This is a genomic window from Pseudomonas sp. HP_12, assembly GCF_055283955.1.
The window spans coordinates 1-21,881 of the sequence record NZ_JBTOQG010000045.1 but is presented as its reverse complement, the minus strand read 5'-3'; the positions used below and the strand labels follow the sequence as shown (position 1 = coordinate 21,881).

The 21,881-nt window shown below is 61.5% G+C and carries 24 protein-coding genes and 1 pseudogene; 7 read left to right on the top strand and 18 right to left on the bottom strand.

Going from position 1 to position 21,881, the window contains the following annotated elements; genetic code table 11:
• Positions 1 to 241: 241 nt before the first annotated feature.
• The 6 genes from ACYASU_RS20495 to ACYASU_RS20470 all read right to left on the bottom strand — a co-directional run bounded on the left by ACYASU_RS20495 (position 242) and on the right by ACYASU_RS20470 (position 4,039).
• On the bottom strand, positions 242 to 814 hold the full coding sequence (locus ACYASU_RS20495) for a HupE/UreJ family protein (protein ID WP_463583867.1): 573 nt from the start codon (positions 812 to 814) through the stop codon (positions 242 to 244).
• A 49-nt stretch (positions 815 to 863) separates the two neighbouring features.
• On the bottom strand, positions 864 to 1,478 hold the full coding sequence (ureG, locus tag ACYASU_RS20490; RefSeq protein ID WP_037015648.1) for an urease accessory protein UreG: 615 nt from the start codon (positions 1,476 to 1,478) through the stop codon (positions 864 to 866).
• Positions 1,479 to 1,536: 58 nt separating this feature from the next.
• The gene (locus ACYASU_RS20485) at positions 1,537 to 2,211 is read right to left on the bottom strand and encodes an urease accessory protein UreF (RefSeq protein WP_463583866.1); all 675 of its coding nucleotides are present in this window, start codon (positions 2,209 to 2,211) and stop codon (positions 1,537 to 1,539) included.
• On the bottom strand, positions 2,208 to 2,708 hold the full coding sequence (ureE, locus tag ACYASU_RS20480; RefSeq protein ID WP_192171068.1) for an urease accessory protein UreE: 501 nt from the start codon (positions 2,706 to 2,708) through the stop codon (positions 2,208 to 2,210). Before ureE ends, ACYASU_RS20485 begins: the two co-directional genes overlap by 4 nt.
• 211 nt (positions 2,709 to 2,919) lie before the next feature.
• The gene (locus ACYASU_RS20475) at positions 2,920 to 3,552 is read right to left on the bottom strand and encodes a TetR family transcriptional regulator (protein ID WP_463583982.1); all 633 of its coding nucleotides are present in this window, start codon (positions 3,550 to 3,552) and stop codon (positions 2,920 to 2,922) included.
• A gap of 265 nt (positions 3,553 to 3,817) precedes the next feature.
• Positions 3,818 to 4,039 carry a hypothetical protein gene (locus tag ACYASU_RS20470; RefSeq protein WP_463583865.1) on the bottom strand — a complete coding sequence of 74 codons (222 nt, stop codon included), beginning with the start codon at positions 4,037 to 4,039 and terminating at the stop codon, positions 3,818 to 3,820.
• Between the two features lie 315 nt (positions 4,040 to 4,354).
• Here ACYASU_RS20470 and ACYASU_RS20465 point away from each other — a divergent pair, with 315 nt between their 5' ends.
• Positions 4,355 to 6,424: an AsmA family protein gene (locus ACYASU_RS20465; RefSeq protein ID WP_463583864.1), complete on the top strand. Its 2,070-nt coding sequence runs from the start codon at positions 4,355 to 4,357 to the stop codon at positions 6,422 to 6,424.
• A 326-nt stretch (positions 6,425 to 6,750) separates the two neighbouring features.
• On the opposite strand, the gene ACYASU_RS20460 is transcribed toward ACYASU_RS20465, so the two are convergent.
• Together ACYASU_RS20460 and osmE are read right to left on the bottom strand one after the other, a co-directional pair.
• Positions 6,751 to 7,284 carry a ferritin-like domain-containing protein gene (locus tag ACYASU_RS20460; protein ID WP_065987767.1) on the bottom strand — a complete coding sequence of 178 codons (534 nt, stop codon included), beginning with the start codon at positions 7,282 to 7,284 and terminating at the stop codon, positions 6,751 to 6,753.
• 288 nt (positions 7,285 to 7,572) lie between these two features.
• Positions 7,573 to 7,911, bottom strand: a complete 339-nt coding sequence (osmE, locus tag ACYASU_RS20455) for an osmotically-inducible lipoprotein OsmE (RefSeq protein ID WP_133774484.1) — start codon at positions 7,909 to 7,911, stop codon at positions 7,573 to 7,575.
• A 174-nt stretch (positions 7,912 to 8,085) separates the two neighbouring features.
• On the opposite strand from osmE, the pseudogene ACYASU_RS20450 reads away from it, so the two are divergent.
• Positions 8,086 to 8,285, top strand: a pseudogene (locus tag ACYASU_RS20450) (triacylglycerol lipase); the annotation flags it as partial.
• A 58-nt stretch (positions 8,286 to 8,343) separates the two neighbouring features.
• Positions 8,344 to 8,580 carry a hypothetical protein gene (locus tag ACYASU_RS20445; protein ID WP_037015625.1) on the top strand — a complete coding sequence of 79 codons (237 nt, stop codon included), beginning with the start codon at positions 8,344 to 8,346 and terminating at the stop codon, positions 8,578 to 8,580.
• Between the two features lie 26 nt (positions 8,581 to 8,606).
• Here the strand turns inward: ACYASU_RS20445 and ACYASU_RS20440 are convergent, their stop codons facing one another.
• Positions 8,607 to 9,491 carry a DMT family transporter gene (locus ACYASU_RS20440; protein ID WP_463583863.1) on the bottom strand — a complete coding sequence of 295 codons (885 nt, stop codon included), beginning with the start codon at positions 9,489 to 9,491 and terminating at the stop codon, positions 8,607 to 8,609.
• 151 nt (positions 9,492 to 9,642) lie between these two features.
• Between ACYASU_RS20440 and ACYASU_RS20435 the strand changes: the two genes are divergently transcribed.
• The gene (locus ACYASU_RS20435) at positions 9,643 to 9,933 is read left to right on the top strand and encodes a PsiF family protein (RefSeq protein WP_346626821.1); all 291 of its coding nucleotides are present in this window, start codon (positions 9,643 to 9,645) and stop codon (positions 9,931 to 9,933) included.
• A gap of 188 nt (positions 9,934 to 10,121) precedes the next feature.
• Complete coding sequence (locus ACYASU_RS20430; protein WP_133774480.1) at positions 10,122 to 11,132, top strand: AI-2E family transporter; 1,011 nt, start codon at positions 10,122 to 10,124, stop codon at positions 11,130 to 11,132.
• A 401-nt stretch (positions 11,133 to 11,533) separates the two neighbouring features.
• Here ACYASU_RS20430 and ACYASU_RS20425 read toward each other — a convergent pair whose 3' ends face one another.
• Positions 11,534 to 12,799 carry an Hsp70 family protein gene (locus tag ACYASU_RS20425; RefSeq protein ID WP_463583862.1) on the bottom strand — a complete coding sequence of 422 codons (1,266 nt, stop codon included), beginning with the start codon at positions 12,797 to 12,799 and terminating at the stop codon, positions 11,534 to 11,536.
• A gap of 295 nt (positions 12,800 to 13,094) precedes the next feature.
• On the opposite strand from ACYASU_RS20425, the gene cbpA reads away from it, so the two are divergent.
• Both cbpA and ACYASU_RS20415 read left to right on the top strand, forming a co-directional pair.
• Complete coding sequence (gene cbpA / locus ACYASU_RS20420) at positions 13,095 to 14,054, top strand: curved DNA-binding protein (protein WP_172610563.1); 960 nt, start codon at positions 13,095 to 13,097, stop codon at positions 14,052 to 14,054.
• A 2-nt stretch (positions 14,055 to 14,056) separates the two neighbouring features.
• The gene (locus ACYASU_RS20415; protein ID WP_282367806.1) at positions 14,057 to 14,353 is read left to right on the top strand and encodes a chaperone modulator CbpM; all 297 of its coding nucleotides are present in this window, start codon (positions 14,057 to 14,059) and stop codon (positions 14,351 to 14,353) included.
• 591 nt (positions 14,354 to 14,944) lie between these two features.
• Here the strand turns inward: ACYASU_RS20415 and ACYASU_RS20410 are convergent.
• The 8 genes from ACYASU_RS20410 to urtE all read right to left on the bottom strand — a co-directional run bounded on the left by ACYASU_RS20410 (position 14,945) and on the right by urtE (position 21,780).
• Positions 14,945 to 16,078, bottom strand: coding sequence for a sensor histidine kinase (locus ACYASU_RS20410; protein ID WP_192173462.1), 1,134 nt, complete (start codon positions 16,076 to 16,078; stop codon positions 14,945 to 14,947).
• Between the two features lie 273 nt (positions 16,079 to 16,351).
• Positions 16,352 to 18,052, bottom strand: coding sequence for an urease subunit alpha (gene ureC, locus ACYASU_RS20405; protein ID WP_463583861.1), 1,701 nt, complete (start codon positions 18,050 to 18,052; stop codon positions 16,352 to 16,354).
• Positions 18,053 to 18,207: 155 nt separating this feature from the next.
• Positions 18,208 to 18,513 carry an urease subunit beta gene (locus tag ACYASU_RS20400; RefSeq protein ID WP_065987755.1) on the bottom strand — a complete coding sequence of 102 codons (306 nt, stop codon included), beginning with the start codon at positions 18,511 to 18,513 and terminating at the stop codon, positions 18,208 to 18,210.
• On the bottom strand, positions 18,510 to 19,046 hold the full coding sequence (locus tag ACYASU_RS20395; protein ID WP_369303819.1) for a GNAT family N-acetyltransferase: 537 nt from the start codon (positions 19,044 to 19,046) through the stop codon (positions 18,510 to 18,512). The genes ACYASU_RS20400 and ACYASU_RS20395 overlap by 4 nt, the downstream gene beginning before the upstream one ends.
• Before the next feature lie 26 nt (positions 19,047 to 19,072).
• Positions 19,073 to 19,624, bottom strand: coding sequence for a GNAT family N-acetyltransferase (locus tag ACYASU_RS20390; protein ID WP_463583860.1), 552 nt, complete (start codon positions 19,622 to 19,624; stop codon positions 19,073 to 19,075).
• A gap of 61 nt (positions 19,625 to 19,685) precedes the next feature.
• Positions 19,686 to 19,988 (bottom strand): urease subunit gamma, encoded by a 303-nt coding sequence (locus ACYASU_RS20385; protein ID WP_020293711.1) that lies wholly within the window; start codon positions 19,986 to 19,988, stop codon positions 19,686 to 19,688.
• Between the two features lie 198 nt (positions 19,989 to 20,186).
• Positions 20,187 to 21,032 (bottom strand): urease accessory protein UreD, encoded by an 846-nt coding sequence (locus tag ACYASU_RS20380; protein WP_346626817.1) that lies wholly within the window; start codon positions 21,030 to 21,032, stop codon positions 20,187 to 20,189.
• 49 nt (positions 21,033 to 21,081) lie between these two features.
• The gene (gene urtE, locus ACYASU_RS20375; RefSeq protein ID WP_463583859.1) at positions 21,082 to 21,780 is read right to left on the bottom strand and encodes an urea ABC transporter ATP-binding subunit UrtE; all 699 of its coding nucleotides are present in this window, start codon (positions 21,778 to 21,780) and stop codon (positions 21,082 to 21,084) included.
• Positions 21,781 to 21,881: the final 101 nt, after the last annotated feature.

Sequence of the window (21,881 nt, the reverse complement as noted above, 5' to 3'; positions counted from 1 at the left end):
TGGTAGCAGGAGGCGAGGCGAGCGGGGCAGCGGGGATCAATTGATCCCCGCCAAGCCCTATCGGAAATGCCTGCCGTTCGACGCAAAACGCGATCCCTGTAGGAGTGAGCTTGCTCGCGAAGACGGTATTTCAACCGCTGAAGATTGAGCGGATGTTCGGACCTCTTCGCGAGCAAGCTCGCTCCCACAATTGACCTGTCGGTAGACATATATCTGCGGTCTGGTTTTATCGCAGCGTCATTCAGCCCGCGAACAACCAGACGCCGGTCGCCGCCGACAAGGCGCCTGCGATCCGCACGACCGGGGCCGCCGCCGTTGGCAGCAAGCGCACCACGGCATAACCCGCCGCGTGCAGCGCAGCGGTCGCGCCGACGAAACCGAGGGCGTAGCCCCAAGGGCTCGACATCTCCGGCAGTTCCAGACCATGGGCCACGCCGTGGAACAGCGCAAACAGCGCCGTCGCCGCCACGGCCACGATCAGTGGCGGACGCACCGCCAGCGCCACCGCCAGGCCCAACGCAAACACCGAGGCCGCAATCCCGCTTTCCAGTGCAGGCAGCGCCAGCCCTTCAAACCCGAGCAAGCCGCCGAGCAGCATGGTGCCGACAAACGTGCACGGCAGCGCCCAGCGCGCGGCGCCTTTTTGCTGTGCAGCCCAGAGCCCGACAGCAATCATCGCCAGCAGGTGATCGATGCCGCCCAATGGATGGCTGATGCCTGCCACAAGACCGCTTTCGTCGTGGCCGGGGTGGGCGAAGGCCAGCGCCGGAACGAGGAGCAGCGCCAACGCGCTGAATACTTTTTTGCCGTTCATGAATGAATTCCTTGCTTCGCTTGGGTGTGAGCCATTTGGGTGGACGAAATCAGGCAGCAGTCAGCAGGCCCTGACGCTCGATGAACGCGACGATCTGCTCCAGGCCGTGACCGGTTTTCTGGTTGCTGAACACGAACGGCTTGTCGCCGCGCATCTTCTTCGTGTCGCGGTCCATCATCTCCAGCGAGGCACCCACCAGTGGCGCGAGGTCGATCTTGTTGATCACCAGCAGATCGGATTTGCAGATGCCGGGGCCACCCTTGCGCGGCAGCTTGTCGCCTGCCGACACGTCGATCACGTAAATGGTGAGGTCCGACAACTCCGGGCTGAACGTCGCGGACAGGTTGTCGCCGCCCGACTCGACGATGATCAGGTCCAGTCCCTCGAAGCGCCGATTGAGCTGGTCGACGGCTTCCAGATTGATCGACGCGTCTTCGCGGATCGCCGTGTGCGGGCATCCGCCGGTTTCCACGCCGATGATGCGCTCAGGCGCGAGTGCTTCGTTGCGCACCAGAAAATCAGCGTCTTCACGGGTGTAGATGTCGTTGGTGACCACCGCCAGGTTGTAGCGATCTCGCAGGGCCAGGCACAGCGCGAGCGTCAGGGCGGTCTTGCCGGAACCGACCGGACCGCCGATGCCGACGCGCAAAGGTTGGCTGTTCATTCGTTCTCTCCGTTAAGCAGGTTGTGCGGTTCGAGGCGCTGCGCCGATGGCGGCCACCTCATGATCGGAACAGGCGGCTGTATTGCCGCTCATGGTTCATGCTCGCCAGCGCCAGACCGAATGGCGCGCTGCCGATGTGTTCAGGATTCAGCGCGGTCGCGTGTTGCTGGGCGTTCTGCAGCAGCGGCAGCAACTCGCTGGTCAGGCGCTGGGCGGCTTGCTGCCCCAGTGGCAGGGTTTTCATCAGCACCGCCAGCTGGTTTTCCAGCCAGCTCCAGAGCCAGGCGGCGAGCGCGTCCTGAGGAGTGATCTGCCACGCGCGCGCAGCCAGTGCCCAGCCCAGCGCCAGATGCGGCTCGCCCACGCGCTGCAGAAAATCCCGTGCGGGCTGATCCATTTCCGGCAGGCCGTTGAGCAATTGCTGCAGCGAGTAACCCATCTGCCGACTTTCGAGATGCAGCTCGCGGGTTTCGCGGCTGGCGCGGTGTGCGTCGCTCAATTGCAGCAACGTCGCCCAGTCGTCTTCGGCAGCCGCCGTGCAGTGCGCCAGTAAAAGCGGCGCTTCGAATCGCGCAAGGTTGAGCAGCAATTGGTCGCCAATCCAGCGGGCGGCGCTGGCCGAGTCGTGAACGGTGGATTGCTCGACCGCCATTTCCAGGCCCTGGGAATAGCTGTAACCGCCGATCGGCAGTTGCGGGCTCGCCAGACGCAGCAGCGCCCAGGCGGCGTTCACGTGCGCACGCCGAATTGGTGAATGCGCGGCGCGTAATTGAAGTCTTCTTCACCGGCGCGGGAGTGGTGATGGCCGCCACCGTAGGCGCCGTGCTCGGGCTGGAAGGGCGCTTCGATGGATTCGGTGGTGGCGCCCAGTTGATCGAGCATGGCCTTGAGCACGTAGTCGTCGAGCAGACGCAGCCAGCCGTCGCCCACTTGCAGCGCCACATGGCGGTTGCCCAAGTGATACGCCGCGCGCGTTAGTTCGAAAGCGTTGCTGCACGTCACGTGCATCAGCTGTTCAGGGCGCGCGCAGACGCGCACGATCCGGCCGTCTTCAGCCTTGAGGAAATCTCCGTCACGCAACGGCGGCTGACCCCGTTCAAGGAAAAGCCCGACGTCTTCACCTTCGGCACTGAAACAGCGCAGCCGGCTTTTGCTCCGGGCCTCGAAAATCAAATGCAGCTCTGCGGCCCATTCAGCCTGAGGTTCGGTTCTTTGATGAATGACGAGCATCAGAAAGCTTCCAGCAATGTGCGATGCAAGGGCTAGAGCAAGTGCCTTGCCAACAGGCGTGAAGCGCAGCAATTGCCTGAATACGGTGCAGCGATGAATGGGCAGAGCTATCGGATGCGTCTTACCGGTGCATCAATCGCAGCGATGCACTTCGGTGGTGCAGTGTGGTTGGGGGGTGATGGCGTAATGCACAGCAGTGAACGCTCGCGGGTCACTCGGTGCTGCCCAGTCCCTGCCAGCGCTTGGCGCCGATAAAGATGAAGCGCAGTTGCTGGGTGATTTTCGCGCGCGGGGTCAGGTGTGCGGCCAACGCCGGGGGCGGCGGGTCGATCAGCTCGGGGAGCATGGCGAACACGCTCTTGACCACAAGGTCGGCCATGACCGAGAGGTCGTCGGTGTTCAGGTGCTGGAATTTGGGCATCGACGCCAGGTCGGTCGCAAGGTCGGCGATGATGCCTTCGCGCAGTGCACCAAGCGCCTGACGCACTTTCAACGAGCCGCCGTATTGCTCGCGCGCCAGAAACAGAAACTGCGAGCGGTTGGCGGCCACGACATCCAGAAAGATGCGGATAGAGGCGTCGATGATGCCGCTGTGGATGTTGTGGTTGTGGCGCACGCGGCGGATGGTTTCACGGAAGGTCTGGCCGACTTCGCTGACCAGCGCCAGGCCGAGGTGGTCCATGTCATCGAAATGCCGGTAGAAACCGGTGGGCACGATGCCGGCGGTTTTCGCCACTTCGCGCAGGCTCAGGCTGCCAAAACCACGTCCGCTCTCCATCAGGCCCCGGGCTGCATCGAGCAGGGCATGGCGGGTCTGCTGTTTCTGTTCGGCGCGGGGCAGCATGGGGCGTGTATCTGATGAAGGCATGGGCCGCAACTCTAGCAAATGCGTTTGCGTGGCGTCGAACCCGGTTTCACGTCGGGCAATAAAAAGCCCGGCGATCAAGGCCGGGCGGTTCTCGCGCTTATGCTGGCGGATTGAGGGTGCTCAAACCGGCCTCTTCCCGGCTAAAGCCGGTCCCACTAATCAAGCGCCGCGTTGTCCCCTAGGACTGGCTTTCTGTAGGACCGGCTTTAGCCGGGAAGCTTTTCGATGCAACGGGTAAGAATCAGGAAACGCGCTGGTACTGCTGAATCAGGCGATCAGGGCCGTTGTCGGCAACGCGCTGATATTGATTGATCAATCGATCCGGGCCGTCCTGCGCGACAGTCGGCAAACCCGAATGCTGCGTCGCCTTCGCTTCGCCAAGGATCGCTTGTTCGGTGGCAGGCATCGCAAACGCGCTCGAGGCAAGTAGGGAAAGGGTCAGGGCAATCAATTGGCGTTTCATGGAAGGATGCTCGGGTGTAAAGGGTTGTGTGAACGTGCTGGCGATTTTACCGCTGACCTGTGGATAAAGAAGTTCAGCGGGCTGATGGTGACCATCGACAGAAATGATGCGGCTGCGGACCCCTTGCCGGGCGGGCTTCTCAGCGCGTTTCGGATCAACAGTGGCGCTCGTCTGGACGTACGGTATGGGCGGGGCGCGGAACTTTTCTGACCCTGAATACAGATTTCATCAAACCGACGCGGCTTTTCTCAGTCGAACCGTTACGACGTACGAGACGCGCCCTGGACGGCGCGTCGGTTTTGGGGAGATGACGCAATGACGCGAGGCCGTAAAATTTTCGCCTGGACAGCCGCAATCCTGCTGCTGCTGCTGGTGATTCTGATCATTGTGATCGCCACGTTCGACTGGAACCGGCTCAAGCCGACCATCAATGAAAAGGTGTCTGCAGAACTGCATCGCCCCTTCGCCATCAACGGCAATCTGGCCGTGAGCTGGCACCGGGAGCCCGACGAAGGCGGTTGGCGCGCCTGGGTGCCGTGGCCGCATATGTCGGCGGAAGACATTGCACTGGGCAACCCGGAATGGTCGAAGACGCCGCAGATGGTCACGCTCAAGCGCGTCGATCTGCGCTTGTCTCCCTTGCCGCTGCTGGCCCAGCGCGTGGTCATTCCACGTATCAACCTGACCGAGCCCAACGCAAAGATCGAGCGTCTGGCCGATGGCCGCGCCAACTGGGTGTTTGATCTGCCCAAGAGCGATCCGAACGCCAAACCGTCGAGCTGGGTGGTGGACATCGGCTCGATCGGCTTCGATAAAGGCTTCGTGAGCTACAACGACCAGAAGATCAACACGGCCGTTGACGTGGTCATCGACCCGCTGGGCAAGCCGATTCCCTACAGCGACATCGTCGGCAGCAGCGAGGCGAAGAAGGTCCAGGACAAGGGCGCTTCGGCTCAGGACTACGCTTTCGGCTTTAACGCCAAAGGCCAGTACCACGGCCAGAAACTCAACGGCAGCGGCAAAGTGGGTGGGCTGTTGGCGCTGAAAGACGCCGCGCTGCCATTCCCGGTACAGGCCGACGTCAGTGCGGGCGCTTTGCGTGTCGTCATCGCGGGCACCGTGACCGATCCGCAGAATCTCGGTGAACTGGACCTGCGCCTGAAACTGTCCGGCGACAGCCTCAGCAACCTGTATCCGTTGACCGGCGTGACCCTGCCGGATTCCCCGCCGTACTCCACCGATGGACGCCTCGTCGCAAAACTGCATGACCCGGCCGGTGCGTCGTTTCAGTACAAGGGTTTCAACGGCAAGATCGGTGACAGCGATATCCACGGTGATCTCGGCTTCGTGGCGAGCGAACCGCGTCCCAAGCTGACCGGCGCGCTGGTGTCCAATCAGTTGCTGATGACTGACCTCAAGCCGCTGATCGGCGCCGATTCCAACGCCGAGCAGAAGACCCGCGGCGGCGAGAGCAAGCAGCCGACAGGCAAAGTGCTGCCGGTCGAGGAGTTCAAGACCGACCGCTGGGCTGCCATGGATGCCGACGTTGAGTTCACCGGCAAGCGCATCGTGCAGAGCGCCGACCTGCCGTTCACTGATCTTTACACCCATGTAGTACTCAACGATGGCGTACTGAGCCTGCAGCCGCTGCGCTTCGGTGTCGCCGGCGGCAAGCTCGACGCCGATATCAAACTGAACGGCCATACCCAGCCGCTGGAAGGCCGCGCCAAGTTGTCGGCTCGAGGTTTCAAGCTCAAGCAGCTGTTCCCGACCTTCGAACCGATGAAAACCAGCTTTGGCGAGCTCAACGGTGATGCCGATCTCAGTGGTCGGGGCAACTCGGTTGCTGCCTTGCTGGGCACCTCCAACGGCGAGCTGAAGATGCTGGTCAATGACGGCGCTGTCAGCCGTGGCCTGATGGAGATTGCCGGGCTGAACGTGGGTAACTACGTGGTCGGCAAGCTGTTTGGCGACAAGGACGTGAAGATCAACTGTGCGGCCACTGATGTGGGCTTCAAGGACGGCTTGGCGAGCACCAAGGTGTTCGTGTTCGATACCGAGAACGCGATCATTTACGTCGACGGCACGGCGAACCTGAAGACCGAGCAACTGGACATGAAGATCACGCCGGAATCGAAAGGCTTCCGGGTCTTCTCCCTGCGTTCGCCGCTGTACGTGCGCGGGCCGTTCAGCAAGCCCAATGCGGGTGTGGAGTCGGGTCCGCTGTTGCTGCGTGGCGCGGGAATGGTGCTGCTGGGCGCGGCAGTGGGGCCGGCGGCGGGATTGCTGGCACTCGTAGCGCCGAGCAGCGGGGACGCGCCTAACCAGTGCACCGCGTTGCTGGAGCAGATGCGCTCGGGCAAGGCGCCGAAAACGGTGAAGTGAGTTCGGCACCGGATCTGTGCCGTCTTCACTTCCTCAATATGCCCGGCTTCGGCGCGGGCTTGCGTTGTACCCGGTCCTGTAGGAGTGAGCTTGCTCGCGAAGGCGGCATCACTGCCGCCTGACATGCGTCGGATGTGCGGGCCTCTTCGCGAGCAAGCTCGCTCACACATAACCGGGTTCGGCGCCTGATTCAGCGTCTGGTTGATCTGGCCCTTGTGGGAGCGAGCTTGCTCGCGAATAGCTCGGTATACCCTAAACATCCCGCCTGAAAGTTATCCACAAAAAAGCCAGGGCATGCCCTGGCTTTTTGCATTGCGTGTTGCGTATCAGAGGCCGTCGAGCAGGTCGGCCATGTCGTCGGCGTGCTCTTCTTCCTGCGCCAGGATCTCTTCAAAGATGCGGCGGGTGGTCGGGTCCTGGTCGCCGATGTACTGAATGATTTCGCGGTAGCTGTCGATCGCGATGCGCTCGGCCACCAGGTCTTCAGTGATCATCTCTTTCAGCGTGTTGCCGGCCACATATTGCGCGTGGGAATTCTTGCTCAGCAGGTCCGGGTTGAATTCCGGCTCGCCGCCCAGCTGCACTATGCGCTCGGCCAGCTTGTCAGCGTGTTCGAGTTCTTGATTGGCGTGTTCCAGAAACTCATCGGCTGCTGCGTGGGATTTAATCCCCTTGGCCATGAAGTAATGGCGTTTGTAACGCAGGGTGCAGACCAGTTCGGTGGCCAGCGACGAGTTCAGCAAACGCAGGACCTCATCACGATCACCGTTGTAGCCTTCAGTGACGGCGCCGTCTTCGACGTTTTTGCGCGCGCGCTCTCGCAGGGTGGCGACATCGGTCATTGGGTGCAGATTGATCATCAGATTTCTCCAGGGCTGTTCCGGTTTTTTTCCGTCGCGCTCTGTTGCGCCATGCCTGAAGCAGGCGCCCGGCAGGATCGGGGTCTTAAGGTGTGAGTGGTGGGCACTGGCAAAAGTTTGATTTTTGTTGAGGGACTTTTTGACGCGGGGGCTTTTCAGCGTGGGGCAAAGCGGGGCGAGCGTGCTTCAGGACGAATCCCCCGCGATCACGGCAGTGCCGGGCATCCTTGCGATGCACCGGCACAGTGATTACGGGTGGACTCATCCATTCAAACCAATGGCGTCAGATCACATGGCGCGTTCGTTGGCGTCACGCTGTTCGCACGTCATGAAGCCCTTGCTGTTGACGCGGCCATTGTTGTCGAAGGTGACGTAGTAAGCCTGCTGATGGCCTTCGCGATTCAGCACGTAGTTGTTGCAAGTGCCGGGATGGGCGCGACGCTGAACAGTTGTCGATGGCGTGCCGCCGATGGTCAGGACTTGTTCCTTGGTCATGCCTTCTTCGACTTGCTTGACCAGCGGCTCATTGCGATAGGTCGCGTAATCAACCGGGTTGGGCAGGGTGGTCGATGCGCAACCAGCCAATGCGGCCATGGAAATCACTACTGCCAGGGATTGCTTGAACATTCGAATCGCTCCGCGAAAAAGGCCATTGTTGGCCCGTTGCTCTTAGGAGCATTGGAGAGGCAAAAGAGTTCGATCAAATTGATGGCGATGGGGCATTACCCGCACCTGTCGCGCTTAGGGGCAATCGCGGGCCATCCTGGGCTGATTATCGTCAAATCTCACCTGCCGAAAATTGCTCGCACGTTCGCGAAACAGCGAGGTCAATCTGATGGCATGGTCGGGAGATGCAGTTCTCACCTGGTTTAAATCAGCGATGACTACCCGCTCGACCATTTCGACATCGTCAACCAGCACTTCGGTCTGGTGGGCAAGGGAGCCAATCCCCTGGGTGGTTCCTGAAACACGCCGCGCGTCTCAAAGCCGCCGGTCGTTGACTTATTTGGCCGTAGTTCGTGATCAGTCGACCCGTGAGGTCGCGTAGGAAGAGATGCGATGAGCGATAAAGAGCTTTATGAAATCGAGTACACGCTGGCCGGTGAGCACCATGTCGATCTGATTGAAAACCTCGACGTGCCGATCATCGAGGTTGTGCACGAGCTGGCGCTCAAGCACAACGTGGCCGTTGAAGATGACCCCTTCGATACCGGTGAAGACACCATCGGTCTGCCCCATGTACTGGGCATTACCGATGTGTCGATTCACGCTGCGGAGGATCACGACAAAGCCTGACTGCCGGGTTCATCCGACAGACAGGTTTAACCGATCGCGGCCTTGCGCAGCGGTGTGGTCCAGCGTTCTGCCAGGATCACCCCGCCCAGCGTCAGGGCACCGCCGATAAAGTGATACGACGCCAGTTGCTCACCCAGCGCGAGCGCGGCAACTAGCGCCGTCAGGATCGGCACCAGGTTGAAAAACAACGTGGTACGGCTGGGTCCGAGGATGGAAATCGCTTTCATCCACAGCAGCGGCGCGAGCATCGAGGTCGGGATGCACGCATAGAGCACCAACGGAATGTTGCTCGCGTTCAAGCCAGTCTTCGGTGAAATCACGAACAGTGGAAACAGCGCAATGATCGCCACCAGAATCTGCAGATAGAGCAGCTGCAACGGCGGCATGCGCAACTGCCATTTCTTCAGCAGCGTGCTGTAGGTCGCGTAGGCCAGCGTTGCGACAAGCATCATCACATCGCCGACGTTGATGCCATGGGCAACCAGCAAGCTCCAGCTCCCTTGTGACACCACCCATAAGACGCCGGCAAACGACACAATTGCACCGACCAGTGCGCCTGCAGTCAGCCGCGTGCCGAGGCTGGCGATCGACATGCCCAGCGTCATCACCGGCACCAGCGACAGAATGATGCCCATGTTGGTGGCCGTCGTGATATTCGCCGCGTAGTACGCCAGGCTCTGATAAATCGCCATGCCCAAGACGCCCAGCACCACCACTTTGCCAATGATGGGTTTGATCTGCGCCCGGTTGCGCAGCACGGGGCCGAGCAGAAACGGCGTGAACAAAACCCCCGCCAGCAACCACCGATAGAAGCCGATTTCAGCCGGGAAAATACGCCCTGCGGCGGCCTTGGTGATGACGTTGTTGCCCGCCCAGATCATGACGGTCAGCAGTGGATAAAGGTATTGCATGAGCGAACCGGCTGTTGAATGAGGCGCCATTATCGGCCTGTCAGTCCGCACGTCCAGCGCACGCTGTGCATTTGCAGAAATATGCAGCAACATTCTTTGACTACACTGCTTTGAAAGCCATGCAGGTGCCTGGCGCTTCCGGAGAAAACCGATGACGATGCTGCGTATTCCTCTGCTGGTGTTGGGCCTGCTGCTGAGCGCCCAGGGTTTTGCCGCCACCGCGCAACAAAACAAGATGACCACCTGCAACGCCGATGCCTCGGCCAAATCCCTGAAGGGCGACGAGCGCAAGGCGTTCATGAGCACCTGCCTGAAGGCCGCGCCTGCGCCTGCCGCCACTCAGCAGGAGAAGATGAAAACCTGCAACGCCACGGCCAGTACCCAGGCGCTCAAGGGCGATGCGCGCAAGGCATTCATGAGCGATTGTCTTAAAAAGAAATAATTTTCCGAGCCGATTCCAGGCGCTGAAAAGCGGCGCCAGCCCCTGTACTTTCTGCGATTGCGGCCGATGATCTGGCCTGCAATCGCAGCCTCCTTGCGCTTGAGCCCTCAAGGGCTTTCGCGTCGCTGGTTCTCCACTCAGAACGCTGGCAGACTGCCCATCCTTCACGCCGCTCGTTTTGAGGCTGTATGCCAACGTTTACGCCCCGTCAAGTCTATCTGGCCAGTTGCATTCTCGTGTTCGGCGGGTTGCTGCTGGTCCTGCCGCTCAACCTTCTGCCCAGTCTGCTGGCGGGTTTGCTGGTGTATGAGCTGGTCGACATGCTCACGCCGCAGCTGCAACGGCTGATTGCCGGCGAGCGCGCGCGATGGCTGGCGGTGGCGTTGCTGGGGACTCTGGTGGTGACCGTGTTGGCGTTGCTGTTTGCCGGCGCGATCAGCTTTTTGCTGCACGAAGCGGAAAACCCCGGCGCGTCACTGGATAAATTCATGATTCTGGTGGATCGCGCCCGCGGTCAGCTGCCGCCCTTCATCGACAACTACCTGCCGGCCAGCGCCACCGAGTTTCAGGTGTCGCTCAGCGCCTGGCTGACCAAGCACCTCGGCGAGCTGCAACTGCTCGGCAAGGGCGCGGCGCACATGTTCGTGACGCTGCTGATCGGCATGGTGCTGGGCGCGATCATTGCCTTGCAGCGCATTCCCGATGTCACCAAGCGCAAGCCATTGGCGGCGGCGCTGTTCGAGCGTCTGCACCTGCTGACCCAAGCCTTCCGCAATATCGTCTTCGCGCAGATCAAGATCTCGCTGCTGAACACGGCGTTCACCTCGATCTTCCTGGCGGTGATCCTGCCTCTTTGTGGCGTGCACCTGCCGCTGACCAAAACCCTGATCGTGCTGACCTTTCTGCTGGGCCTGCTTCCGGTGGTGGGCAACCTGATGTCCAACACGCTGATCTTTATCGTCGGCATGTCGTTGTCGATCTGGGTGGCGATGGCGGCGTTGGGGTACCTGATCGTGATCCACAAGGTCGAGTATTTCCTCAACGCACGGATCGTCGGCGGGCAGATCAGCGCCAAGTCGTGGGAATTGCTGCTGGCGATGCTGATCTTCGAAGCCGCCTTCGGCCTGCCGGGCGTGGTCGCAGGGCCGATTTATTACGCGTACCTGAAAAGCGAACTGCGCCGGGCGGAGTTGGTATAGCGACTGGTGCTCAAGAGATCTGAACCCTTTTCACCGCTGCACGCGGTCAGTGGGACCGGCTTTAGCCGGGAAGGGGCCGGTTTGTGCACCATAAGATTTGCGGCGTGACACCCGACGCCTTCCCGGCTAAAGCCAGTCCTACAAGTGCACGCGGTGTCTTAGTAGGACCGGCTTCAGCCGGGAAGGGGCCAGTGGGTGAGCCATAAGATTTGCGGCGTGACACCCGGCGTCTTCCCGGCTAAAGCCAGTCCTACATTTGCACGCGGTCAGTAGGACCGGCTTCAGCCGGGAAGAGGCGTGTACCAACACCCTCAATTTCGCGGCGTGACGCCTGACGCTTTCCCGGCTAAAGCCAGTCCTGCAAGTGCACGCGGTCCCACTGAGGGCAAGACAGCTGCGAATCAGCCGTAGCGCTTCTTCGCTTCGATCGCCAGGCCGCTGCCGATGCTGCCGAAGATGTTGCCTTCGACGTGCCGAGCCTTGGGCAGCATGGCGGCGACGCTGTTGCGCAGGGCCGGGATGCCGCTGGAGCCGCCGGTGAAGAACACGGTGTCGACATCGGTCACGCCCACGCCTGCCTGATTCAGCAGATTCGTCACGCTGCCGCGCACGCGTTCGAGCAGCGCATCGATGGACGATACGAACAACTGCCGCGTCAGGTCGACGCTCAAGCCGGGCTCGACGCGGTCCATCGGCACCGGGCGGCTGTCCGCTTCGGTCAGCTGGATCTTGGTCTCTTCCACTTCCATCGCCAGCCAGTGGCCGGCGCGTTGCTCGATCAGCTTGAACAGCCGGTCGATGCCCTGGGTGTCTTCGATGTCATAGCGCATGCTGCCCAGCGCCAGTTGCGACTTTTGCGAATACACCGAGTTGATCGTGTGCCAGGTCGCCAGGTTCATGTGCGTGCTGGTCGGCATGTAGGCGCCGCTTTTCATCCGGCTGCCGTAACCAAACAGCGGCATCACGCCCTGCAGGCTCAGCTGCTTGTCGAAGTCGGTACCGCCGATGTGCACGCCGCCGGTGGCGAGGATGTCGCTGTGGCGGTCATCGATCAACCGACGCTCCGGGGACAGACGCACCAGCGAGAAGTCCGACGTACCACCGCCGATGTCGACGATCAGCACCAGCTCTTCACGGTCCAGGGTCGACTCGTAGTCGAACGCCGCCGCAATCGGCTCGAACTGAAAGGAAACGTCCTTGAAGCCGATCTTGCGCGCCACGTCGGCCAAGGTGTCTTCGGCCTCTTGATCGGCGGCAGCGTCGTCATCGACGAAATGCACCGGACGGCCCAGCACCACTTGCTCGAAGGAATGACCGGCCGAGGCTTCGGCGCGTTTCTTGAGTTCGCCGATGAATAGCCCGAGCAGGTCCTTGAACGGCATCGCCGTACCGAGCACGCTGGTGTCGTGCTTGATCAGCTTGGAACCCAGCAGGCTCTTGAGCGAGCGCATCAGGCGGCCTTCGTAGCCCTCGAGGTATTCGTGAAGGGCGAGGCGACCGTAGACCGGGCGGCGCTCTTCGATATTGAAAAACACCACCGAAGGCAGCGTGATCTTGCCGTCCTCCAGCGCGATCAGCGTTTCCGCTCCGGGACGCAGCCAGCCGACCGTGGAGTTGGACGTGCCGAAATCGATGCCAAGGGCACGGGCCGGGGATGGAGTGCTCATCTGCTTTGCATACCAGTCAAAAAACGGCCGCGCAGTGTATGCGAGTGCGCGCCGGATGCGTAGCGCGAAACGTCGGTTTATCAGCCGCTGGGCATCTATTTCGCGCGCGTGTCTTGAACTGCGGCCCCGAGCCCCAATCTAGCAGGCAACTCTTTAATGCTTTTGGCCGGTCTGGACAGCGTTTCATTTCGCGCGACTGCGTGCCGATAACCTTGCAACGTTCAACGCTGCCAGCGTTCACATGTGAAACGCGGTGCGGACTGGGCTGGATATTCCAGAATTGGGTGACCGTCAGATGGACTTCAAAGACTATTACAAGATCCTTGGCGTAGAGCCGACGGCGGACGAAAAGACAATCAAGACCGCCTATCGCAAGCTCGCGCGCAAGTATCATCCCGACGTCAGCAAAGAGCCTGGCGCGGAAGACAAATTCAAAGAGGCTTCCGAAGCCTATGAAGCGCTGAGCGATCCGGAAAAGCGCGCCGAATACGACGAGATCCGTAAGTACGGTAGTCAGGGCCGGTTCCAGCCGCCGCCTGGCTGGCAGGGCCGTGGCGGCGCGGGCGCAGGGCCGGGTTTTGGCGGCGGCGGCTTCGAGGACGGAGATTTTTCCGACTTCTTCAGCTCTATCTTCGGCAATCGTGGTGGTCAGCAAGGCGGTCGGGCGCAGAGCCCGGGGCGTCGAGGGCAGGATGTGGAGATGGAACTGGCGGTGTTTCTGGAGGAGACGCTCTCCACCGAGTCCAAGCAGATCAGCTTCAAGGTGCCGCAGCACAGCGCCAACGGCCAGCGCATGGCGGACATCACCAAGACGCTGAACGTGAAGATCCCGGCGGGCGTCACCGATGGCGAGCGCATCCGCTTGAAAGGGCAGGGCGCTCCCGGCGTGGCCGGTGGCGAGAAGGGCGATCTCTATCTGATCATTCGTCTGGCGCCGCACCCGATGTTCGACGTCGAGGGCCACGACCTGATCATCACGGTGCCGATCGCGCCGTGGGAAGCGGCGCTGGGCACCAAGGTCGCCGTTCCGACACTGACCGGCAAGATCAATCTCACCATCCGTCCGGACAGTCAGAACGGCCAGCGGCTGCGGGTCAAAGGCAATGGTCTTTTGAACAAGCAAGGCCAGCGCGGCGATCTGTACGCACAACTGAAAATCGTCATGCCCAAATCCACCGATGAGGCTACCAAAGCGCTGTGGGAAAAGCTGGCCGAGCAGGCCGCGTTCGATCCGAGGGCTCAATGGAGTAACTGATCATGAGCAACACCCTGGTCATCGACATGCAGGAGTTCTGTCAGGTGGTCGACCTGCCGGCCGCCTTCGTCATCGAGATTGTCGAACATGGCATTCTCGAACCCCAGGGAAGGCAGCCGGACGAATGGCTGTTCGACAGCGCGGCGCTGTCGATTGCCAAACGCGCGGTCAAATTGCATTACGAATTGCAGCTGGAATGGGACGGCGTCGCCCTGGCGCTGAACCTGCTCGACGAGCTTGAACACGTGAGGGCGGAAAACCGCATGCTCAGGCAGCGGTTGGGGCGGTTTCTCGACTGACAGGCTGGCCTAAAAGGCGGTGTGGGAGCGAGCTTGCTCGCGAAGAGGCCTTCTCATTCGTTACATCTTCGGCGGCAGGACTGCCGCCTTCGTGAGCAAGCTCACTCCCACAAGTGCTGCGTTTCTGCCAGACAGCGATCTTCCTGCTGACGACGTCATTGTGGGAGCGAGCTTGCTCACGAGTAGGCCCTTCCATCCGCTACATCTTCGGCAGCAGGGATGCAGTCTTCGTGAGCAAGCTCATTTAAACAAGTGCTGCGTTTCTGCCAGATAGCGAACTTCCTGCTGACGACGTCATTGTGGGAGCGAGCTTACTCACGAATAGGCCCTTCCATCCGCTACATCTTCGGCAGCAGGGATGCAGTCTTCGTGAGCAAGCTCACTCCCACATGGGCTGCGTTTCTGCCAGATAGCGATCTTCCTGCTGACGACGTCATTGTGGGAGCGAGCTTGCTCGCGAAGAGGCCTTTTCATTCGTTACATATTCGGCGGCAGGACTGCCGCCTTCGTGAGCAAGCTCACTCCCACAGGTATCGAGTGCCCCTGCAACAGCGCGGTGTTTGGCCGATAGCGATTCCGTGCAACCGCCTGCTAGCCTTTCTTCGGCAATTCCACGGTAAACGTCGTGCCGTCTCCGACGTTGGACACGACCGTGATGCCGCCGCCATGGGCGTTCACCACTTCTTTTACGATGAACAGTCCCAGGCCCAGGCTGGTGGACGGGTTGTGGATGCCGGCCTTTTCATTGGCCGAGCGCACCAGCGGGTCGAAGATGCTGCCGATGGCTTCCTCCGCAATCGGCTCGCCGTCGTTGTGCACCGAGAGGCTCACGTGGTTTTCGCTGCCGGTGAGCGTGACGGTGACCCGACGCGTCGCCGCGCCATGCTGCAAGGCGTTGCCAATCAGGTTTTGCAGCAATTGCGCGATGCGCGCCTGATCCCACTCGCCCCGGGTCTCACCGGTGCTGGTGAACACTGCGTTGCAATCGGGCTGCCCCGCCGTGGCCGCGTCAATGGCTTCACGGCAGGCGAGGGTCATCTCCATCGGCTTGCGTTCGACCGGCAACGTGACGCCGAGACGGCTTCGAACGAACTCCAGCAAATCGCTGATCATCGTTCCCATCAACAGGCTGCTGCTCTTGATGCGCTTGATATACGCAAGATCGGCGTCCGTCAGCGCGGTTTTGCGCATGAGCACTTCGGACGACATGCCGATGGCCTGCAAGGGCGCGCGCAGGTCGTGGCCGAGAATGGCGAGAAAGATGTCACGGGAACGCGTCACGCGATCGGCGTAGGCGGCCGTCGACTCGGCCAGGGCTTCGTCGATGGCTTCGTTGAAGCGAATCATGTCAGTGAGGTGACTGGCCTGTGGCTCTTTCTGGCTTTCTGCCCAAAAGCGCACAACCGTGGCCCGAAGGTGACGGAATTCGGAGGTCATCTGCACCAGATCAAACCCGACGATATGCCGCAGCTCGCCATGACTGGAGGCGGCCTGATCGAGTGTCGGGGTTTTGCCGATGTCTTCGCCCTGAGCCTTGGCGATACGCTCGGCCTTGGTCTGGGCGGTGTTCATGTCACGGGCCGCCGCGAGAAGGATCGCCTCGGCGTGGTCGCGCAGCTCGACTGAACTCATCTGGGCGGCTGCGGGCGTCAGCGTGGCCGCAAACCGTTCCCACTCATCGACGATGCGATCCACATTCTGAACGATGAAGTCCGAAAGACGCATGGGGGACTACCTTGCTGGCGGGGCGCTGAATGAGAGCGCGCATAGTACCGCCATGTTGTTGCAGGAAGCATCACGCATTTGCGTGCGCTTCCTCTTAGTGTTGGCTCGCCGTCCAGTTGAAGCGCTGTCAGGCAGCCAAAACAAGCCATGTAGGAGACCAGGGTCGCGCCCCACCGTGCTCACGAAGGCGGCATTTCAGCCACTGAAAGAGTGGGTGGATGCGCCGGCCCCTTCGCGAGCAAGCTCGCTCCCACAACAAAGTGAGTTCTGCGCTTAGAACAGAAAATACCGCTGCGCCATCGGCAAGACCTCGGCCGGCTCGCACCACAACAGCACGCCGTCGGCCTTGACCTGATACGTCTGCGGGTCCACGTCGATGTTCGGCAGGTAGTCGTTGTGGATGAGGTCGGCCTTGGTCACGCTGCGGCAGCCCTTCACCACCCCAATCTGTTTCTTCAGCCCCAGCTGCTCCGGAACGCCGGCATCAAAGGCCGCCTGGCTGATGAAGGTCAGGCTGCTGGCGTGGAGCGAGCTGCCGTAGCTGGCGAACATCGGGCGGTAGTGAACCGGCTGCGGGGTCGGGATCGAGGCGTTGGCGTCGCCCATCAGACTCGCGGCAATCGACCCACCTTTAAGGATCAGCGTCGGTTTCACGCCGAAGAAAGCCGGGCGCCAGAGCACCAGGTCCGCCCATTTGCCCACTTCCACCGAGCCCACCTCATGGCTGATGCCGTGGGTGATCGCCGGGTTGATGGTGTATTTGGCGATGTAGCGTTTGGCGCGAAAGTTGTCATTTCCCTCGCCGTCACCAGGCAATGGCCCGCGCTGGCGCTTCATTTTGTCGGCGGTCTGCCAGGTGCGCATGATCACTTCGCCGACGCGGCCCATGGCCTGGCTGTCGGAGCTGAGCATCGAGAATGCGCCCAGATCATGAAGAATGTCCTCGGCGGCAATGGTTTCGCGGCGGATGCGGCTCTCGGCGAACGCGACGTCTTCGGCGATGCTGGGGTCCAGGTGATGGCAGACCATCAGCATGTCCAGGTGCTCGTCGATGGTGTTGCGGGTGAACGGCCGGGTCGGGTTGGTCGAGCTCGGCAGCACGTTAGGGAAGCCGCAGGCCTTGATGATGTCCGGTGCGTGACCGCCGCCGGCGCCTTCGGTGTGGTAGGTGTGAATGGTGCGGTTCTTGAACGCCGCCAGGGTGGTTTCGACGAAGCCGGATTCGTTCAGGGTGTCGGTGTGGATCGCCACCTGCACGTCGTACTGATCAGCGACGCTCAGGCAGTTGTCGATGGCTGCTGGCGTGGTGCCCCAGTCTTCGTGCAGCTTGAGGCCGATGGCGCCGGCCTTGACCTGCTCGATCAGAGGCTCGGGCAGGCTGACGTTGCCCTTGCCGGTGAAGCCGATGTTCATGGGGAACGCTTCGGCGGCCTGCAGCATGCGCATCATGTGCCACTTGCCGGGCGTGACCGTGGTCGCGTTGGTGCCCGTCGCCGGGCCGGTGCCGCCGCCGATCATGGTGGTGACGCCGCTCATCAGCGCTTCCTCGATCTGCTGCGGGCAGATGAAGTGGATGTGGGTGTCGACGCCGCCAGCGGTGAGGATCATGCCTTCGGCTGCAATCACTTCGGTCGCCGCGCCGATGGCGATGGTGACGCCGGGCTGGATGTCCGGGTTGCCGGCCTTGCCGATGGCCGCGATGCGCCCGTCCTTGAGGCCGACGTCGGCTTTGACGATGCCCCAGTGATCGACGATCAGTGCGTTGGTGATCAGCGTGTCGACGACTTCGGCAGCCACGCCCTGGCCCTGGCCCATGCCGTCACGAATGACCTTGCCACCGCCGAACTTCACTTCCTCGCCATAGACCGTGAAGTCCTGCTCGACCTCGATCCACAGCTCGGTGTCGGCCAGACGCACACGGTCGCCGACAGTGGGGCCAAACATGTCGGCGTAGGCTTGTCGACTGATCTTCATACTTCGTTCCTCGAATCAAAGCGGCAAGCCTCAAGCGGCAAGCGGCAAGCGGCAAGCGGCAAGCGGCAAGCTGCAAGTAAAAGCGAATGTTGTGTACGCCGCGGACTGCTGTGCTTGGCGCTTGCAGCTTGACCTGGCTGGAAAGTGAACGCGTTTTACAGTTCACCCATAACTCTTCCGGCAAACCCGAAAACCCGCCTCAACCCGGCCAGGTCCACCAACTCCACTTCCCGCGCCTGCCCTGGCTCGAAGCGCACGGCGGTGCCGGCCGGGATGTTCAGGCGCATGCCCCGGCTGGCGGCGCGGTCGAAGGTCAGGGCGTCGTTGGTCTCGAAAAAATGAAAGTGCGAGCCGACCTGAATCGGCCGGTCGCCGCTGTTGGCGACGCTGAGGGTGATGGTGCGGCGACCGGCGTTGAGCTCGATGTCGCCGGGCTGGATCTGGTACTCACCAGGAATCATGCGCTCTTCCTCGACAGTAACTTGTAGTAAATGGCCGTGGCCTTGTATTCGCCGTCGGGGTTGCAGGCGTAGTCCGGCAGCAGGCCAGACAGCTCGTAACCCAGCGCGCGATAGAAATCTTCAGCATCGGAACCTGCCAGCGTGTCCAGAAACAACAGCCCGCGCTGATGCTGCTGCGCGGCCTGTTCCACGGCGGTCATCAATTGAGTTGCCAGCCCGCGCCGACGCGCCTGACTGAGCACCAGCAATTTCTGCACCTCGGCGCGGTTCAGGCCGTTGGCCTTCTGGCACAGCGCCAATTGCACCGTCGCCAGCACCTGGTCTTCTTCTGCCACCACCCACAGCAGCACGTTGCCCTGCTTGACCTCGGCTTTGACGCCGTCCCACCAGTCGGCAGCCTCCTCGGCGCCTAGATCCGCCATGAACCCGACCGACGCGCCGTCGCGCACGGCGTCGAGCAATAGCGCCACCAGACCCGGGCGATAGTGGGCAAAACTTTCTGGCGTGACACGGCGTAAGTGGGCGGCATTCATGGGCGAAATCCTTTCAGAATGAACATTCAGGCGACAGGCTTGATGCCGGGCGCTTGCGAGGGTGGAGCAGAGGCGCCGGGCGACAGGTCCAGTTGCATGAAGGTCAGGTCCAGCCAGCGGCCGAACTTGGTGCCGACCTGGGGCATCTGCCCGGTGGTGATGAAACCCTCGCGCGCGTGCAGGTGAATCGACGCCGCGTTTCCGCTTTCGATGGCCGCGACCATCATGTGCTTGTCGCAGGCTCGGGCGCGTTCGATCAGCGCTTTCATGAGCAGCGGACCCAGGCCGTTGCCCCGTTGATCGGCACGCACGTAAACCGAGTGCTCAACGGTGTGGCGAAAGCCTTCGAATGGCCGCCAGTCGCCGAACGACGAATAGCCCAGCACCTGATCGTCGGCGTCGATCGCCACCAGAATCGGGTACGCCTGGGCCTGGCGCGCGGCGAACCAGGCTTCGCGGTTGGCGAGGTCCACCGGTTGCTCGTTCCAGATCGCCGTGGTGTTGAGCACGGCGTCGTTGTAGATGGCCAGCACGGCCGGCATGTCCGTCAGCAATGCGTCACGAATCGAATAGGTCATGTTCGTTTCCACGGGTTCCTGTGTGGCTGTTTCAGTGGGCATCTCAGCTTCAATGCGTCGCTCAGGCAATCGGTTGATGCACGGTGACCAGCTTGGTGCCGTCCGGAAAGGTGGCCTCGACCTGGATTTCCGGGATCATTTCCGGGATGCCCTCCATCACTTGTTCGCGGGTCAGCAGGGTGGTGCCGTAGTGCATGAGGTCGGCAACGGTCTGGCCGTCCCGCGCACCTTCCAGCAGGGCGGCGGAGATGAAGGCCATCGCTTCCGGGTAGTTGAGCTTCACACCGCGTGCCAGCCGCCGCTCGGCCACCAGGCCTGCGGTGAAGATCAACATCTTGTCTTTTTCGCGTGGTGTCAGGTCCATGGGTTTTGTCCGTCTTAAATAACTGAATAAGTCAGCGCTGCAATGTATCTGTAGGAGTGAGCTTGCTCGCGATTGCGGTGTGTCAGAGACATATTCCTATCTGACGGATCGCTATCGTCCGGATGCGGCCCAGACCAAGCTCACTCCTACAGCATGTCTATGCGTGCCCCGAGGGAGCGGGTCGGGCAACGCGTCCCATCAAGTGCTCCAGATCCGCGGCGCCACCGCTTCCCGGCCCAACAGGGCAGGGCGCAGCAGCTTCCATAATGCAATCAGCCAGGCCCGCGCATGCAGGGCTTCGTCTGCCAGGCAACGGGCGATGATCAGCCCGGGCAGCTGGCTCAGGTCGCCGCGCACGGGGGAATGTTCGGCCAGCTCGCGGCAGCGCTCCATCAATTCAGCGTCGATTTCCCCGGTCACTATCAGCGTTGCGAACACCGGTTTGCCGCCGAGGCCGATCGGCGAATCGAGCAAGCCGTCATTGCCGACGATGCGCTGGCGCTCGTGCCACAGCAGCTTGCCGTCACGCCGAATATCCAGATGCGCCTGAAAGTGGCCCTGATCGAAACGCTCGCCACTGGCCGGCCGGCCCAGTGCAACCACATCCCAATAAAACAGCCGGGCGTCGCCTTCAAGGTCGATTCGCGTGGTCAGTTCAGCCTTGGCCTCGCTGAACACGATGCTCTCCTGGGGCAGCCACTCCAGCGTGCCGCCTGCAGCGACTTTGATGTCCAGTTGTTGATAAGCCGGACCCGCCGCGCGGTACCACTTCGCTGCGCCGGGGCTGGTCAATTGCGCCCAGGCGTTGGCACCGACGCTGGCGCTGATGTCCAGCCGGTCGCCGCCGGCAATGCCGCCCGGCGGGTGAACGATGATGTGCTGGCAGACCTGCGGGCCTTCTGCGTACAGATGCTTTTGCACCCGCAACGGACCTTTATGGCGTCGCTGGGTCGGGCGCGTGCTGTCGCCGAAACGCCCATACGCCAGCTCCAGCTCGGCATGCCAGCTGGGGGTGAACAGGGCGGTGTGGGCAGGAAGATTCATAAGTCGATTATCGTGTTATCGAAGGACCGTACCTTAGCTGATCGGCGCATTAAATAGTGACCAGACCCCGAACGCCTTCGGCCTCCATGTTTTCGCCGCGGCCCTGCTGGACGATCTCGCCGCGGGACATGACGATGTACTGATCCGCCAGCTCGGCGGCGAAGTCATAGAACTGCTCGACCAGCAGAATCGCCATGTCACCACGCGCCGCGAGCTTTTTGATCACCGCGCCAATCTCCTTGATCACCGAGGGCTGAATGCCTTCGGTGGGCTCGTCGAGAATCAGCAGGCGAGGGCGACTGGCGAGGGCGCGACCGATCGCCAGTTGCTGTTGCTGACCGCCGGACAGGTCACCACCACGCCGGTGCTTCATCTGCAGCAGCACCGGGAACAGCTCGTAAATGAACGGCGGGACTTCCTTGGCCTCCGAGCCGGGGAACCGCGACAGGCCCATCAACAGGTTTTCCTCAACGGTCAGTCGGCCGAAAATCTCCCGGCCCTGGGGCACGTAGGCGATTCCGGAATGCACGCGCTGGTGGGGCTTAAAACCGGTGATCGGCTTGCCCTCCCAGTGCACCACGCCTTCTTTGGCGGGCAGCAGCCCCATCAGCACTTTCAACAGCGTGGTCTTGCCCACGCCGTTACGACCGAGCAGGCACGTGACCTCGCCGATTTTTACGTCAAACGACAGGCCTCGGAGGATGTGGCTGCCGCCGTAATACTGGTGGAGCTTTTCGACTTGGAGCATGGCTGAATTCTCAAAAATTCTGTGTAGGAGTGAGCTTGCTCGCGATTGCGGTGGATCAGTCACCGTTCATGTGCTGTCTCTTATACACATCTCCGAGCCCA